Here is a 13,132-nt window from a genome sequence, read left to right on the forward strand (position 1 = left end):
CCCCCCGCGTCCGAACGTCGCGTATGGCGAATCCCCCACGAACGGAGGAGGGCTGGTACGCGCTCCACGACTTCCGGTCGATCGACTGGGACGCGTGGCGCGCGGCCCCCGACCGCGAGCGCGAACTGGCCGTCGAGGAGGGCGTCGCGTACCTCGAGGAGCACGAGCGCGTCGCCGACGCGGAGGCGGGTGCCTCGGCGGCGTTCTCGGTGCTGGGCCACAAGGCCGACCTCATGATCGTCCACTTCCGGCCGACGCTGGACGCGCTGTCGGCGGCCGAACGGCGCTTCGAGTCGACGGCGCTGGCCGACTTCACCGAGCAGCCGACCTCCTACGTCTCGGTGACTGAGGTGTCCGACTACGTCTCGGAGTCGTACTTCGACGACGACGACGAGGAGACCGACGAGGGGATCAGACGCTACATCGAGGGGAAGCTGAAGCCGGAGATCCCGGACACGGAGTACGTCTCCTTCTACCCGATGAATCGCAAGCGCGAGGTCGGACAGAACTGGTACTCGCTGCCGTACGAGGAGCGCGCCGACCTCCTGTCGGCCCACGGCGAGATCGGCCGCGAGTACGCCGGGAAGATCAAACAGGTGATCGCCTCCTCGGTCGGCCTCGACGACTACGAGTGGGGCGTCACCCTCTTCGGCGGCGACCCGGCGGACATCAAGGACATCGTCTACGAGATGCGCTTCGACGAGGCGAGCGCGGAGTACGGCGAGTTCGGCCCGTTCTACATCGGCCGACGCTTCCCGCCGACGGACCTCGGCGCGTATCTCGACGGCGAGCAGGTGCCGACGAGCGAGCACGACGCCGGTAGCCATCACGGTGACGACGCCGGGTCCGGTGATCCCCACGGCGAGGGTGGTCACCACGGCGATCACGGCGGGAGCGGCCACGGCGGCGACGAACACGGCGGCAGCCACCACGGCGGCGACGGAGACGGCAGCAGCCACCACGACGGCGGCGACGGAGACGGCGGCAGCCACCACGGCGACGACGACGGTCACGGCGACAGCGCCGGCGACGAGGAGGAGAGCATCCGCGCCGAACTGGAAGACCTGGACATCTACGCCGGCCAGCCCCACGGCGAGGACGTGTTCGCGACTGTGCTGTACTCGGAGGCCGACCCCGACGAGCTGTTCGAGGAGGTCGAGGGCCTGCGGGGCAACTTCGAGCACTACGGCACGCACGTGAAGACCGCAGTCTACACCGGGACGGAGACCGACCGGGCCGCGGTCGTGAGCATCTGGGACACCGCGAGCGCCGCCGAGACGGCCGCGGGGTTCCTCTCGGAGCTTCCGGGAATCGTCGAGCGCGCCGGCGAGGAGTCAGGGTTCGGAACGATGGGGATGTTCTACACCGTCAAGTCCGAGCACCGCGAGGACTTCGTCGAGAAGTTCGACGTCGTCGGCGACGTGCTCGCCGACATGGACGGCCACCACGAGACGGACCTGATGGTGAACCGCGAGGACGAGAACGACATGTTCATCGCGAGCCAGTGGGCCTCCCGAGAGGACGCGATGGGCTTCTTCCGCTCGGACGACTTCCGCGACACAGTCTCGTGGGGGCGGGACGTGCTCGCCGACCGGCCGCGTCACGTGTTCCTCGCGTGATCGGGTCGCAGACGCCGTGACGGATCGGCGTCGGAGCTCCGGGCGGAATCGGGGAACGTCGACCCGACGACCCGCGTCGGAGTATCCGATCTGATTCTCCTGGATCGGGATTTATATCGGGGCGACGGGTACGTTCGATAATGACGGCCGATGGGGCCGGGAACGCCGCCACCGGGAGCGTCGAGCGACTCCGGGCGGTGTCCGCGGCGACCCGGGACCTGATGACGGCGACGACGCGCGAGGCGCTGTGTTCGGTCGTCGTCGAGGTGAGCGTCGGCGTTCTCGGCTACGACCTGACCGGCGTCCACCTCCGCGGCGACGACGGGGTGGGGCTGGAACCGGCGGCGTACCCCGACGCGGTCCGGCGAGAGTTCGACGACGAGCCGCCGACGTACACCCCCGGCGACCGGGTGTACGGCGTGTTCGATCGCGGGGAGCCGCTCCGCCTCGGCGACGCGGGCGACGACCCCGGCGGCGTCGTGGTTCCGATCCCGGATCACGGCGTGCTCATCGCCGGCACGGACGCGGCGGTCGAGGCCGGGACCGAAACGCCGCCGGCGTCGATCGAGCCGGTCGAGTTGCTCGCGGACAACGCGGCGGTCGCGCTCGACCGGCTGAAGCGCGAGGAGCGGCTGAACGGCCTCCACGGGGCGACCCGGGAGCTGATGACGGCGCGCGACACGGCGGCCGTGGCCGCCACCGCGACGAACACGGCCCACGAGGTGCTCGGGCTCCGGACGAACGCCGTATGTCTCCGGTCGACCGACGGGGAGCGACTCGTCCCGGTGAGCGTGACCAGCGAGGCGCGCGAGCGCTTCGGCGACGTGCCCGACCTCACCCCCGACAGCGTCGCGTGGGAGGTGTACGAGCGCGGCGAGCTCGCGCGGTACGACAGCGCCGAGCGGGCGGGAAGCGTCGCGGATCCGGGGACGGCGATCGAGAGCGAACTGGTGTTGCCCCTGGGCGACCACGGCGTCTTTCTGGCCGGGAGCACGCGCCCCGACGAGTTCGGCGACCGGGACGTGACGCTCGCGCGGGTGTTCGCGGACAACGTGGAAGCGGCGCTCGGGCGCGCCGACCGCGAGGCGGTCTCGCGGCAGCGCGAGCGCGAACTCGCCAGACAGAACGAGCGCCTCGACGAGTTCGCGAGCGTCGTGAGCCACGACCTCAGAAACCCGCTCAACGTCGCACAGGGGAGGCTCGAGCTCCTCGGCGACGACTGCGACAGCCCGCACATCTCCCACATCGCGGAGGCGCACGACCGCATGGAGACGCTCATCGACGACCTGCTCGCGCTGGCGCGCACCGGTCAGTCGATGGGCGACACCGAGGCGGTGGCGCTGGCCTCGACCGTCGAGACCGTCTGGGAGACCGTCGACGGCGGCGAGGACCTCACCGTCGCCGACGACGTTGGACACGTCGAGGCCGACCCCTCGCGACTGCGAGAGCTGTTCGAGAACCTCCTGCGCAACGCCGTCGAACACGGCGGGGACGACGTACGCGTCCGCGTCGGCCGCTTCGAGGACCCCGACGGTGACGCCGGCGTCTACGTCGCCGACGACGGGCCCGGGATCGCTCCCGAACGCCGGGACCGGGTGTTCGAGCGCGGCCACACGAGCACCGACGACGGCACGGGCTTCGGCCTCGCGATCGTCGCGGAGGTGGTCCGCGCCCACGGCTGGGACGTGCGCGCGACCGACGCCGAGACCGGCGGGGCGCGCTTCGAGATCGTCCTCGACAGCGACGGCGAGCGCGACGACTCCGCCGGCGACTGAGCCGACGCAAGCGACACGACAGGGGTGCGGAGTGAAAGTGAACAACCCACAGATCGGGGGCGCGCTGTCGTGCGTTTTGGAGGCGAACCGAAGGGGTCGCGATCGGGTGGCGATCGGGGACGGGCCGCCCGGTCAGCGCCGGCGGAGGTAGCCGGCGACTCCGAACAGGCCGCCGAGCATCGTGAGCGCCGCCCAGCGTCGGCCGGACACGTCGCGGCCGGCGGCGTCGCGGTGGACCAGCGCCGCGAGGACGGCGTGGACGACGAGCGTCACGGCCGCGAGTCGACCCAGCCGGCGGGCGTACCTGCTCGCGCGGTCGTCGGTCACGACACCACCTCAGTCGGCGGGCTCCTCGAGCGGGAGGACGCCGGCGTCGCGGAGGTCCGCGCCGTCGACGGACGTGCGGAAGTCCTCCGGGTTCATGCCGTCGTCGCGGTCGATCCCGAAGTTCTCGGCGTACAGTTCGTCCACGCGCTCGCGCTCCTCGTCGCTGAGGCGGGGCGTGTCGGGCGCGGCCGCCCACTCGTCGATGTCGTCGAGCGAGCGGAAGGTGGGCACGACGCTGGCGACCTCCTCGTCGTCGAGGAGGTACTGGATCGACGCCTGGCCCATCGTGCGCTCGCCGTTTCGCTCGAGGAACTCGATCGCGTCGACCTTCTCCCAGCCGGTCTCGAACCACGCGTCCGGGCGGTGCGCGCGGTGGTCGCCCTTGCCGAGTTCGGTGTCCGGGCGCACCTGCTTGTTCAGCAGGCCCGAGGAGTGCGGGACGCGCGCGATGAGGCTCGTGTCGGCACCCTCCTCGCGGATGGTGTTCAGGAAGTGGCGGCCGGGCGTCTGCTCGAGGAGGTTGTAGACGGTCTGGACCGCGTCGAAGTCGAGTTCGATCGCGCGGTCGCCCTCGGCGAGCCAGCCGATCGACGGGCCGAGCGCCCAGCCGAGCGCGTCGTACAGCCCCTCCTCGCGCATGGCGTACAGCTCCTCGAGCGCCTCGTCGGTCACCTCGTCGACGTTCGCGTTGTGGAGGAACAGCACGTCGAGGTACTCCATGTCGAGGCGCTCGAGGCTGCCCTCGACGGCGTCGCGGAGATACTCCGGCGAGAGGTCCTTCGGGATCTCGCCGTGGCCGGCCTGCGCGTTGTTGTAGAAGTCGTAGCCGACCTTCGTCGAGACGGTGACCTCCTCGCGGCGTTCGCCGAGCGCCTCGCCGATCAGTTCCTCGGAGCGCCCGTGGCCGTACACGTCGCCGGTGTCGAAGAACGTGATCCCCTCGTCCAGCGCGTGCTGGACCATGTCGATCGCGTCCCCGTCCGAGCGGTCGCCCCACCAGTCGGTGCCGACGACCCACGCGCCGAAGGCCACCTCGCTCACTTCGACCCCCGAGTCGCCGAGTTCTCGGTACTGCATGCGCCGGAGTTGGGGCTACCGGCACTTATCGAACCCGGTTGCTCGGACGCTCTCGGTGCCCGGCCTCGGCATGCGGCAAGGCCGTCGGGTTGTCGTGGGGTACGCACATCCGAACCCATTTGTCCCGCGACGGCGAAGCGATCTGGTATGACCAAGCGTCACGTGTCGCTCCCGGCTGAGGCTGAGGAGGGAGTCGCGGCCTTCATCGAGCGGGTGGACGAGCGGCTCTCCTCGGAGGAGGACACCTGCGAGGTCGTCCGCGACACGCTCGTCGACCTGTTCGGCGACCGGGACGCCTACGAGCGGTGGCAGGGCGGCGGCGACGTGACGCCCGCCGAGCGCGTCCGACTCCAGGGGTACGACCCGTGCAACGCCACCCTGGAGTCGGAGTACTACGCCGAGAAGGACGAGGAGCGGTTCACGCGCTCGAAGCACCTCCAGTGGCTGTGGCGGCAGTTCGACGCGACGCCGATGGCCGACAACATCGCGTTCGCGCTGCGCTTCCGGCAGATGCTCGCGAACCACCTGTTCGCCGACGCCGGTGACGGCCTCCGGCTGTTCAAGGGGATCACCTTCACCTACGGCCACAACATCGAGATCGGCGACAACACCGTCGTCCACGACGACGTGCACCTCGACGACCGCGGGAAGCTGACGATCGGCGACCGCGTCTCGATCTCCGATTCGGCGCACGTGTACAGCCACGACCACGACGTGAACGACCAGACCGCCATCGAGAACTTCCACACGATCATCGACGACGACGCGCGCGTCACCTACGACGCGATGGTCCGCGCCGGCTGTCGGATCGGGAAGAACGCCGTCGTCGGCGCGAAGTCGACCGTCCAGGGCGACGTGCCCGACCACCACATCGTCGCGGGGTCGCCCGCCCGCGACATCCGGGTGAAACCCGGGTGGGAGTCCGTCGCCGAGCCGGTCGGCGAGAAGCTACCGAACCGCGCGGACGAGCGCCGAATCGAGTTCGACCTCCCGGACGACCTCGACGCGTTCGACGAGTTCGGCCGCGACCTCACGCCGCCGGACGACGTGGAACCGCCCGAGGCGGAGTAGCCGACGGTCACGCCCGCGGGTCCCGATCCGGGCCCGGATACGCTCCCTCACACGCTTCCGGATACAGCGATTCGGCGTCGAACAGCGTCGCGAACGCCCGCGGCTCGCGGACGCTCACCGGGAAGCGGTCGTTCAGTCCCGCGCCGGTGCCGGCGGCGGTGAGGCGGTCGTCGGACGAGAGCACGTGCATCGCGCCGCCGCGGTACGCCGACGCCAGCGCCGGGTGGTCGCCCGCGGGGTGAGCGACCGGCTCGCGCCACGCCTCAGTGCGCTCGCGCCAGTCGGCCGCGAGATCGGAGTCGGCGAGCGCGGCGATCACCGTCTCCGCGTCGGCGACGAGGTCGTCGCTGGCGACGAGCGTCGTCCACGAGTGGCCCCGGAGGCCGTCCAGCGCCGCTCGGGGGTCGCCGCCGACGAGCAGGTCCGCCGCGAGCACGTCCGCGTCGGCGACGACGCGGGCCGGCGAGGGGTCGTCGCTCGGCGGATCCGGAGCAGGCCCGTCGCTTGCGCGGTCGCTCGCGTCGGCCCGACCGTCGCTCGCGTCGCCGACGGCGGCCCCGCGGTCGTCACGGCCGGACCCAGGGTCGCGTCGCTCCGCGAGCGTCGACCGGATCGCCGCCTCGTCGACGCCGAACGCCTCCGCCCGATCGAACAGCGCGGCCCACGTCTCCATACCCAATCGAGGATCCGCGGGAGGAAAAGCGGTCCCGTCGCGCCTCAGGCGGCCGGCAGCCGCCGCCGGGCCGCGTCGACGCCGACGCCGACGAGGAACGCCGCGCCGACGTTCCACAGGAGGCCGACGCAGCCGACGACCGCCACCAGCGCGAGCGCCCGACGGCCGTCCACGTCGACCGCGCGGCGGCCCAGGTGGCCCGCGACGACGACGAGCAACACGCCGAGCACGGCCATCGGGAACGCGGCGACGACGCCCGCGAACGGGACGGCCGCGAGGTAGAGCCCCCCGAGCACGAGGTTCGCGCCGCCGGTTCGCGCGCCGAAGGCGTGCTTGCCCGCGAGGCCGCCCGAGCCGTGACACATCGGGATCCCGCCCAGCGGGATCGCCGAGAGACACATCGCGCCCATGCTCCCCGAGAGCCGGTCGGCCGACACGTCGGCGTCGAACAGATCCGACAGGAGGAGGCTCGTCGCGACGGCGGCGTTGCCGACGGTCATCGCGAGTTGCCCCGTCGTCGCCGACAGCGCGTTCGTCGTGACCGCGGGCGCGCCGGCCGGGAAGAGCGCGAGCGCGGGGAGGTCGGCGGCGGGAACCCCCGCGTCGGCGACCGCGAGCGCGAGGCCGACGCCCAGCACCGCCAGCGCCGCGCCCCGGCGAAAGCCCGCGACTGCGACGACGACCGCGACGCCGGCGGCGACGACCGCGAGCGCCGGGTCCGCCAGCCCCAAATCGATCCCCGAGCGGACGAGCACCAGCGCGACGGCCAGTTGGATCCCGCGGATCACGGGCTCGCTCACGTACCGCTGGACCCGTCCGAGCGCCCCGGTCGCCGCCGCCGCGAGGAGGACGACGCCCGCGAGCAAGCCGGCGGCGACGTACTCGCCGGCGGTGACCGTGCCGGCCAGCGCCAGCCCCGCCAGCGCCTTCATCGGCTCCACCGAGAGGGGGAGCCCGTAGGCGAGCCCCCACACGACCTGAAAGACGCCGAAGAACAGCAGCGCGTGCGCCAGCGAGACCGGCGTCAGCGCCGCCAGCCCCACGACTATCGGGAGGACCGTAACCGAATCCCCCAACGCGCCGGTCCACTCGCCGGCGTCGAACCGGAGCCCGTATTTCGCGTCGAGTCGCTCCGAGATCGCCACGAATCAGGGTTGGAAGCCTCGTACTTGAGGCTGTCCGGAAACCGAACACGACTCACCCGAACGTGTTCGGTAACCACGAGTAGTTACTCCGGGCGAGGAGAGAGACGGGGCGGGGAGAGCGCGCGGAGCGCACTCGAGCCTCAGTACACCAGTTCCCCGGAGATGAACTTCCGGGTGCGCTCGTCGGCCGGGTTCTCGAAGATCGTCTCCGTGGGTCCGATCTCGGTGAAGCCGTCGCCCAGCAGCACGCCGACGCGGTCGGCGATCCGCTCGGCCTGGTGCATGTCGTGGGTCGCGACGACGACCCCGATGCCGCGGTCGCGAGCCTCCCCGATCGCGTCCTCGATCAGCCCCGTGTTGCGCGGGTCGAGATCGGAGGTCGGCTCGTCGAGCAGGAGGTACTCCGGCTCGTACGCCAGCGCCCGCGCGAACGAGACCCGCTGGGCCTCGCCCCCCGACAGCGATCCGGCCTCCTGGTCGAGTTTGCCGTTCAGGCCGACGACGTCGACGGCCTCCTCGACGGCCGCCGGCGGCGCGGTTGACCCGACGAGCGAGCGGAGTTGGTCCCGGATTCGCTCGTCCCACGACTGCCGAACCCGGAGGCCGTACTCCACGTTGCGGGCGACTGTGGCGTCGAACAGGCTCGCGTCTTGGAACACCATGCCGACGCGTCGCCGCAGCGCCAGTCGCCGCTCCTCGTCGGCGTCCCAGGCCGCGTCGCCGTCGAGTTCGACGGTCCCGTCGTCGGGACGGAGGAACAGCGCGAGGACCCGCAGCAGGGTCGTCTTCCCGACGCCGGAGGGGCCGATGACCCCCACGACCTCGCCCGGTTCGACCGACAGGGAGGCGTCCTCGACGACGGTCTCGCCGTCGTAGGCGTGAGAGACGTTCGACAGCCGGATCATCGGTTCACCGCCCCCGTGTCACCCAGGCGGACGACGATGGCGTTGACCGTCAACACGACCACCACGAGGACCGCCCCGATCACCATCGCCGTCTCGTAGCGGCCCTGTCGAGCCTCCAGTTGGATCGCGGTCGTCAGCGTTCGCGTCTTCGAGATGCCGTCGGCGCTGGTGATGTTCCCGCCGACGATGAGCACCGACCCGACCTCGCTGATCGCGCGGCCGAACCCGGCGAGCACGGCGGTCGCGATGCCGTAGCGCGCCTCCTTGATTACGACGAGCGCCGTGTCGAGGCGCGTGCCGCCGAGGACGCGGGCGGCGTCCCGGACGTTGTCGCTCACGCCGGTGATGGCGGCGAGGCTGATCGCCGTGATCGGCGGCGTCGCGAGCACGAACTGCGACATGATCATCGCCTCCTTGGTGAAGATGAGATCGAGCGCCCCGAGGGGTCCCTGGTTCGAGACGGCAAACAGCACGAGCAGGCCAACGACGACGCTGGGAAACCCCATCCCCGTGTTGATCACCGACTTCACGAACTGCTTGCCGGGGAAGTCGGTGAACCCCATCACGAGCGCGAGCGGGATGCTGAACAGCGTACTCAGCGTCACCGCGATGAGACTCACGTACAGCGAGACGTAGATGATGCTCGAGACGTACCCCTCCTCGAACGGGAACCCGGCGACCGCCGGGACGAGCTGTGCGACCGGATCGAGCGGCATGGTCACCCGTCGGTGGAGTTGCTACTCCAGCCTTCCGGAACGTACTGCTGGAAGTCGGGGTCCTCGGAGACCGCCCTCGGGAAGAACAGCTGCTCCCCGTTGACCTGGTACTCCGAGATCGCCTCCTGCGTTTCGGGACTGGTGATCCAGCCGATGTACGCCATCGAGAGGTCGTAGTTGGCGTTGTCGTGGACGCCGGGGTTGACCGCCATGATCCCGTACGGGTTCGCGAGGATCTCCGGGCCCCCTCCGATGGGACCCTGCACCAGGATCGTGAGGTCGATCTCCGAGCGCTGGGAGATGAACGTCCCGCGGTCCGAGAGCGTGTACCCGTCCTGCTGGTTGGCGACGTTCAGCGCCTCCCCCATCCCCGTACCGGTCTCCTGGTACCAGTCGCCGCCCGGCTCGGTGCCGGCGGCCTCCCAGAGGTTGAGCTCCTTCGTGTGGGTCCCGGAGTTGTCGCCGCGGGAGACGAACGTCGCCTCCGCCTCGGCGATCGCCGTCAGCGCCTCCGTCGCCGAGTCCATCCCCTGGATCCCGGCGGGGTCGCTCTCGGGGCCGACGATCACGAAGTCGTTGAACATCAGGTCGCGACGGTTGACCCCGTAGCCGTTGCGCAGGAACTCGTCCTCCAGCCCGCGGGCGTGGACCATCACCACGTCCGAGTCGCCGTTGCGCGCCGACTCGAGGGCCGCGCCCGTCCCCTGCGCGACCGCGTCGACGGTCACGCCGTACATCTCCTCGAAGTCCGGGTGGATCGCGTCGAGCAGCCCCGTGTCGTACGTGCTCGTCGTCGTCGTGAGCGTCAGCGTCTCGCCGGAGACGCCCGCCTGGTTCTCCTCTTGGCCGCCGGTGATACCCGAACAGCCCGCGAGCGCGCCCGTGACGCCGGTCCCGGCCGCCGCCAGGAACGCCCGCCTGCTGGTCGATCGCTCGCGTCCGTCGTTCCGTTGTTTCGACATAGAAACAACGATCGACCACGGTGGTATATAACTGTTGCAATCAGTTACTATTTCTCGGATATCCGCCGTCTCGGAATCGATTCCAGTTTCGATCCGCGACAGCGCGCTCGCGGGGAAAGAGAGACGGCGCGCGCAACGGTTTTCCGACGGGTCGCCGAACCGATCGGCGATGGGAACGAACGACGCGGGCGCGGGCGAGGGGTCCGCCGGCGACGACGGCGCGGCGGGGTTCGCGGCGAGCCTGGTCGCCGACGGCGTGACCTTCGACGGGCGCGACGCGGCGCTGTTGGGGGCCGTCGACGCCGCCGGCTCGGTCAGCGGTGCCGCCGCCGACCTGGGTCGCTCGCGGGCACGGGCGCTCTCGCGCCTGGAGACGCTCGAGGCGGCCTTCGGCGACCTCGTGGAGCGCCGCCGCGGCGGTGCCGACGGCGGGGGAAGCGAGCTGACGCCGGGAGCACGGGCGCTGCTCGCGCGCTTCGAGCGACTGACGGCGGCGCTTGCGGGCACCGCGGGCGCGGCGGAGTCGGTGTTCGCGGGGACTGTCTCCGGGCGCGACGGCGAGCTCGCGGCGGTGGAGACAGACGCGGGAGCGCTTCGCGCGCTGGCGGTCGGCGACCCGGAGGCGACGCCGGGCGACCGCGTGGAGGTCGCCGTGCGCGCCGACGCCGTGACCCTCCACGACCCGGCGGGCACGCCGGCGGCGGACGCGACGAGCGCCCGAAACAGACTGCGCGGGACCGCGACGGCCGTCGACCGCGGCGACGCCGTCGTGGACGTGCGCGTCGACGTCGGCGCGGGCGAGCCGGTGTGTGCGCTCGTGACCGTCGACAGCGCCGACCGGCTCGGCCTGCGCGAGGGCGGCGAGGTCGTCGCGTCGTTCAAGGCGACGGCGACGCGGGCGACGGTCGCGGGCGCGGAGACTCAGTCGTCGAGCAGGTGACCGACGGCCGCCAGTCGCTCGTCCAGCGCCGCCTCGGCGTCGCTCTCGGGCGGGCGGTGCGGCGACCGGGCGTTGCCGGCGGGCGCGCCGCGTTCGCGCATCGCGTACTTCAGCCCGGGGATCCCGTACTCGGCGGTGACCGCGTGGTTCAGGTCAGCGAGCGCGGCGGTCAGCTCCCGGGCGCGCTCGGCGTCGCCGGCGGCGTGGGCGTCGTAGATCGCGCTCGCGCCCTCCGGGGCGATGTTTGCGAGCGCGAGCACGCCCCCGGAGCCGCCGGCCGCGAGCGCCTGCCCGAACACGCCCCCGGCACCGACCATGAGGTCGAAGTCGGCGTCGGCGGTGCGCTCGCGGATGCGCTGGAACGCCGAGATGTCGCCCGAGGAGTCCTTCATGCCGGCGACGTTCGAGTGCTGGGCGAGGTCGCCGACGGTTTCGGGGTCGAGGCTCGCGTCGGTGTAGGGGGGCACCGAGTAGAGGTACACCGGGATCGGCGACTCGTCGGCGACCTCGCGGTAGTACGCCGCCAGCGTCTCCTGGTCGTGGTCGTAGTAGAACGGCGTGACCACGAGCGCGGCGTCCGCGCCCGCGTCGGCGGCCGCCTCCGTCGCCGCCAGCGTCTCGCGCTTCCCGGGGCTACCCGTGCCCGCGAGCACCGGCACCGAGGCCGCCTCGGCGACGACCTCGACGACCCGCGTGCGCTCGTCGGCGGTCATGAGTTCGGCCTCGCTGTTCGACCCGCACGGGACGAGGAAGTCGACGCCGCGGGCCTCGACCCACTCGACCAGATCGCGAAGCGCCGACTCGTCGAGGTCGCCGTCGGCGTCGAACGGCGTGACGAGCGGCGGTCCGGTTCCCTGCATGGACGGCCGATGGGCGGCGGGTGTCAAGAGCGTTGGCTCACCGGCCAGCCGCGACCGCGGTCGGAGCGAGTCACACGCCCGTCGGACGCGTGACCGCCGTCTGACGAGGATTTATTCCCGACCCGCGACAGCACCGAGTGGGCGCGAGAACACCCGACCCCTCGACCGTCGCGACGAGGTCGCTCGCCTCGGCGGTCCGTTTCGAGCGCCCGGCACACCCACCCCTCTCGACGCGCGCCGCGGACCCGCGCACCCCCATCGGTCCGCCGGGGTCGCGTTCGACCCCGCCGTTCCCCCGTTCGACAGCCGCGCTCGCGGCCGTCGCTCGCCGCTCAGGCGGCCCCGAGCAGCGCTCCTCGCACGTCGGCGACGCGCTCCGTTTCCGCGAGCACCGCGAGCCGGTCGCCGGGCTCGACCGTCGTACCGGGCAACGGCACGGTGAGCGGCTCGCGCTCGCGGCCGTGGGCGTACACCCGGCCGCCCTCGACCGAGAGTTCGTGCACGCGCGTGCCGACGATAGGCGCGTCCTCGTCGACCGAGACGGTGACGAGCTGGAGCCGCTCGGTGAGGTCGCCGATCGCGTTGAAATCTCCCCCGAGCATCGCGGTCTTCGCGCCGGCCGCGCCGAGGCGCTCGGGGTAGATCACCTCGTCGACGTTGCGCTCGTACTCGTCGTACACGTCGGCGCTGAACTCCTCGGAGATCCGCATGACCGTCCGGCAGTCGCCCGCGTCCCGCGCGATCGTGCAGATCTCGAAGTTGCGCGCCGGGTCGCCGGTGATCGCGCCGACGCCGTCCGCCTCGGCGACGCCCGCCTCCGCCAGCACCGCGGCGTCGGTGCCGTCGCCCTCGACGACAGTCAGCCCGCGCTCGCGGGCGCGCTCGACCTTCGTGTGGTCGTCGTCGACGACGACCACGTCGTGGCCCTCCTCGTCGAGCACCCGCGCGGTCCGCGATCCGACCCGACCGTAGCCGACGATGACGATCCGCATAGCGTGTCATGCTACGCCATACCATATATCGCTGTCGCCCGTCGGGTCACACCGGTGCCGCCCGCGACGC

The 13,132-nt window shown here is 71.6% G+C and carries 13 protein-coding genes; 4 read left to right on the top strand and 9 right to left on the bottom strand.

The genetic code is table 11. The annotated features are described in order from the left end of the window. The first annotated feature begins 23 nt into the window (after positions 1-23). Both Hbl1158_RS14060 and Hbl1158_RS14065 read left to right on the top strand, forming a co-directional pair. Entirely contained in the window at positions 24-1,619 is a 1,596-nt protein-coding gene (locus tag Hbl1158_RS14060; RefSeq protein ID WP_234297879.1) for a heme-binding protein, read from the top strand. Positions 1,620-1,759: 140 nt separating this feature from the next. After that, entirely contained in the window at positions 1,760-3,394 is a 1,635-nt protein-coding gene (locus Hbl1158_RS14065) for a GAF domain-containing sensor histidine kinase (protein ID WP_234297880.1), read from the top strand. Between the two features lie 132 nt (positions 3,395-3,526). Here the strand turns inward: Hbl1158_RS14065 and Hbl1158_RS14070 are convergent, their stop codons facing one another. Both Hbl1158_RS14070 and Hbl1158_RS14075 read right to left on the bottom strand, forming a co-directional pair. After that, positions 3,527-3,721 carry a hypothetical protein gene (locus Hbl1158_RS14070; RefSeq protein ID WP_234297881.1) on the bottom strand — a complete coding sequence of 65 codons (195 nt, stop codon included), beginning with the start codon at positions 3,719-3,721 and terminating at the stop codon, positions 3,527-3,529. Positions 3,722-3,730: 9 nt separating this feature from the next. Continuing rightward, positions 3,731-4,798, bottom strand: coding sequence for an aldo/keto reductase (locus Hbl1158_RS14075; protein ID WP_234297882.1), 1,068 nt, complete (start codon positions 4,796-4,798; stop codon positions 3,731-3,733). Positions 4,799-4,945: 147 nt separating this feature from the next. Here Hbl1158_RS14075 and Hbl1158_RS14080 point away from each other — a divergent pair, with 147 nt between their 5' ends. Further along, entirely contained in the window at positions 4,946-5,869 is a 924-nt protein-coding gene (locus Hbl1158_RS14080) for an acyltransferase (protein ID WP_234297883.1), read from the top strand. A gap of 7 nt (positions 5,870-5,876) precedes the next feature. On the opposite strand, the gene Hbl1158_RS14085 is transcribed toward Hbl1158_RS14080, so the two are convergent. The 5 genes from Hbl1158_RS14085 to Hbl1158_RS14105 form a co-directional block, all read right to left on the bottom strand. Beyond that, the gene (locus Hbl1158_RS14085) at positions 5,877-6,542 is read right to left on the bottom strand and encodes a hypothetical protein (protein ID WP_234297884.1); all 666 of its coding nucleotides are present in this window, start codon (positions 6,540-6,542) and stop codon (positions 5,877-5,879) included. A 44-nt stretch (positions 6,543-6,586) separates the two neighbouring features. Continuing rightward, entirely contained in the window at positions 6,587-7,687 is a 1,101-nt protein-coding gene (locus Hbl1158_RS14090) for a putative sulfate/molybdate transporter (RefSeq protein ID WP_234297885.1), read from the bottom strand. 140 nt (positions 7,688-7,827) lie between these two features. Further along, on the bottom strand, positions 7,828-8,592 hold the full coding sequence (locus Hbl1158_RS14095) for a phosphate ABC transporter ATP-binding protein (protein ID WP_234297886.1): 765 nt from the start codon (positions 8,590-8,592) through the stop codon (positions 7,828-7,830). Beyond that, positions 8,589-9,308 (bottom strand): ABC transporter permease, encoded by a 720-nt coding sequence (locus Hbl1158_RS14100; protein WP_234297887.1) that lies wholly within the window; start codon positions 9,306-9,308, stop codon positions 8,589-8,591. The genes Hbl1158_RS14095 and Hbl1158_RS14100 overlap by 4 nt, the downstream gene beginning before the upstream one ends. A 2-nt stretch (positions 9,309-9,310) precedes the next feature. Next, complete coding sequence (locus tag Hbl1158_RS14105) at positions 9,311-10,270, bottom strand: substrate-binding domain-containing protein (RefSeq protein ID WP_234297888.1); 960 nt, start codon at positions 10,268-10,270, stop codon at positions 9,311-9,313. A 169-nt stretch (positions 10,271-10,439) separates the two neighbouring features. Between Hbl1158_RS14105 and Hbl1158_RS14110 the strand changes: the two genes are divergently transcribed. Then, positions 10,440-11,210 carry a TOBE domain-containing protein gene (locus Hbl1158_RS14110; protein ID WP_234297889.1) on the top strand — a complete coding sequence of 257 codons (771 nt, stop codon included), beginning with the start codon at positions 10,440-10,442 and terminating at the stop codon, positions 11,208-11,210. Here Hbl1158_RS14110 and Hbl1158_RS14115 read toward each other — a convergent pair. Together Hbl1158_RS14115 and Hbl1158_RS14120 are read right to left on the bottom strand one after the other, a co-directional pair. Further along, entirely contained in the window at positions 11,192-12,070 is an 879-nt protein-coding gene (locus tag Hbl1158_RS14115) for a dihydrodipicolinate synthase family protein (protein ID WP_234297890.1), read from the bottom strand. The two genes, Hbl1158_RS14110 and Hbl1158_RS14115, sit on opposite strands and share 19 nt — an antisense overlap. Before the next feature lie 332 nt (positions 12,071-12,402). Next, a complete protein-coding gene (locus Hbl1158_RS14120) occupies positions 12,403-13,062 on the bottom strand; it encodes a TrkA family potassium uptake protein (protein ID WP_234297891.1) in 660 nt (219 codons plus the stop codon). Positions 13,063-13,132 lie beyond the last annotated feature (70 nt).

The sequence above is a fragment of the Halobaculum sp. CBA1158 genome (assembly GCF_021431925.1).
Lineage (GTDB): Archaea > Halobacteriota > Halobacteria > Halobacteriales > Haloferacaceae > Halobaculum.

Bases quoted from the DNA above. Each gene is read 5' to 3' on its own strand.
- Hbl1158_RS14060 (WP_234297879.1), top strand. From the start codon at position 24: ATGGCGAATCCCCCACGAACGGAGGAGGGCTGGTACGCGCTCCACGAC.
- Hbl1158_RS14115 (WP_234297890.1), bottom strand. From the start codon at position 12,070: ATGCAGGGAACCGGACCGCCGCTCGTCACGCCGTTCGACGCCGACGGC.
- Hbl1158_RS14085 (WP_234297884.1), bottom strand. From the start codon at position 6,542: ATGGAGACGTGGGCCGCGCTGTTCGATCGGGCGGAGGCGTTCGGCGTC.
- Hbl1158_RS14065 (WP_234297880.1), top strand. From the start codon at position 1,760: ATGACGGCCGATGGGGCCGGGAACGCCGCCACCGGGAGCGTCGAGCGA.
- Hbl1158_RS14120 (WP_234297891.1), bottom strand. From the start codon at position 13,062: ATGCGGATCGTCATCGTCGGCTACGGTCGGGTCGGATCGCGGACCGCG.
- Hbl1158_RS14100 (WP_234297887.1), bottom strand. From the start codon at position 9,308: ATGCCGCTCGATCCGGTCGCACAGCTCGTCCCGGCGGTCGCCGGGTTC.
- Hbl1158_RS14080 (WP_234297883.1), top strand. From the start codon at position 4,946: ATGACCAAGCGTCACGTGTCGCTCCCGGCTGAGGCTGAGGAGGGAGTC.
- Hbl1158_RS14105 (WP_234297888.1), bottom strand. From the start codon at position 10,270: ATGTCGAAACAACGGAACGACGGACGCGAGCGATCGACCAGCAGGCGG.
- Hbl1158_RS14095 (WP_234297886.1), bottom strand. From the start codon at position 8,592: ATGATCCGGCTGTCGAACGTCTCTCACGCCTACGACGGCGAGACCGTC.
- Hbl1158_RS14110 (WP_234297889.1), top strand. From the start codon at position 10,440: ATGGGAACGAACGACGCGGGCGCGGGCGAGGGGTCCGCCGGCGACGAC.
- Hbl1158_RS14075 (WP_234297882.1), bottom strand. From the start codon at position 4,798: ATGCAGTACCGAGAACTCGGCGACTCGGGGGTCGAAGTGAGCGAGGTG.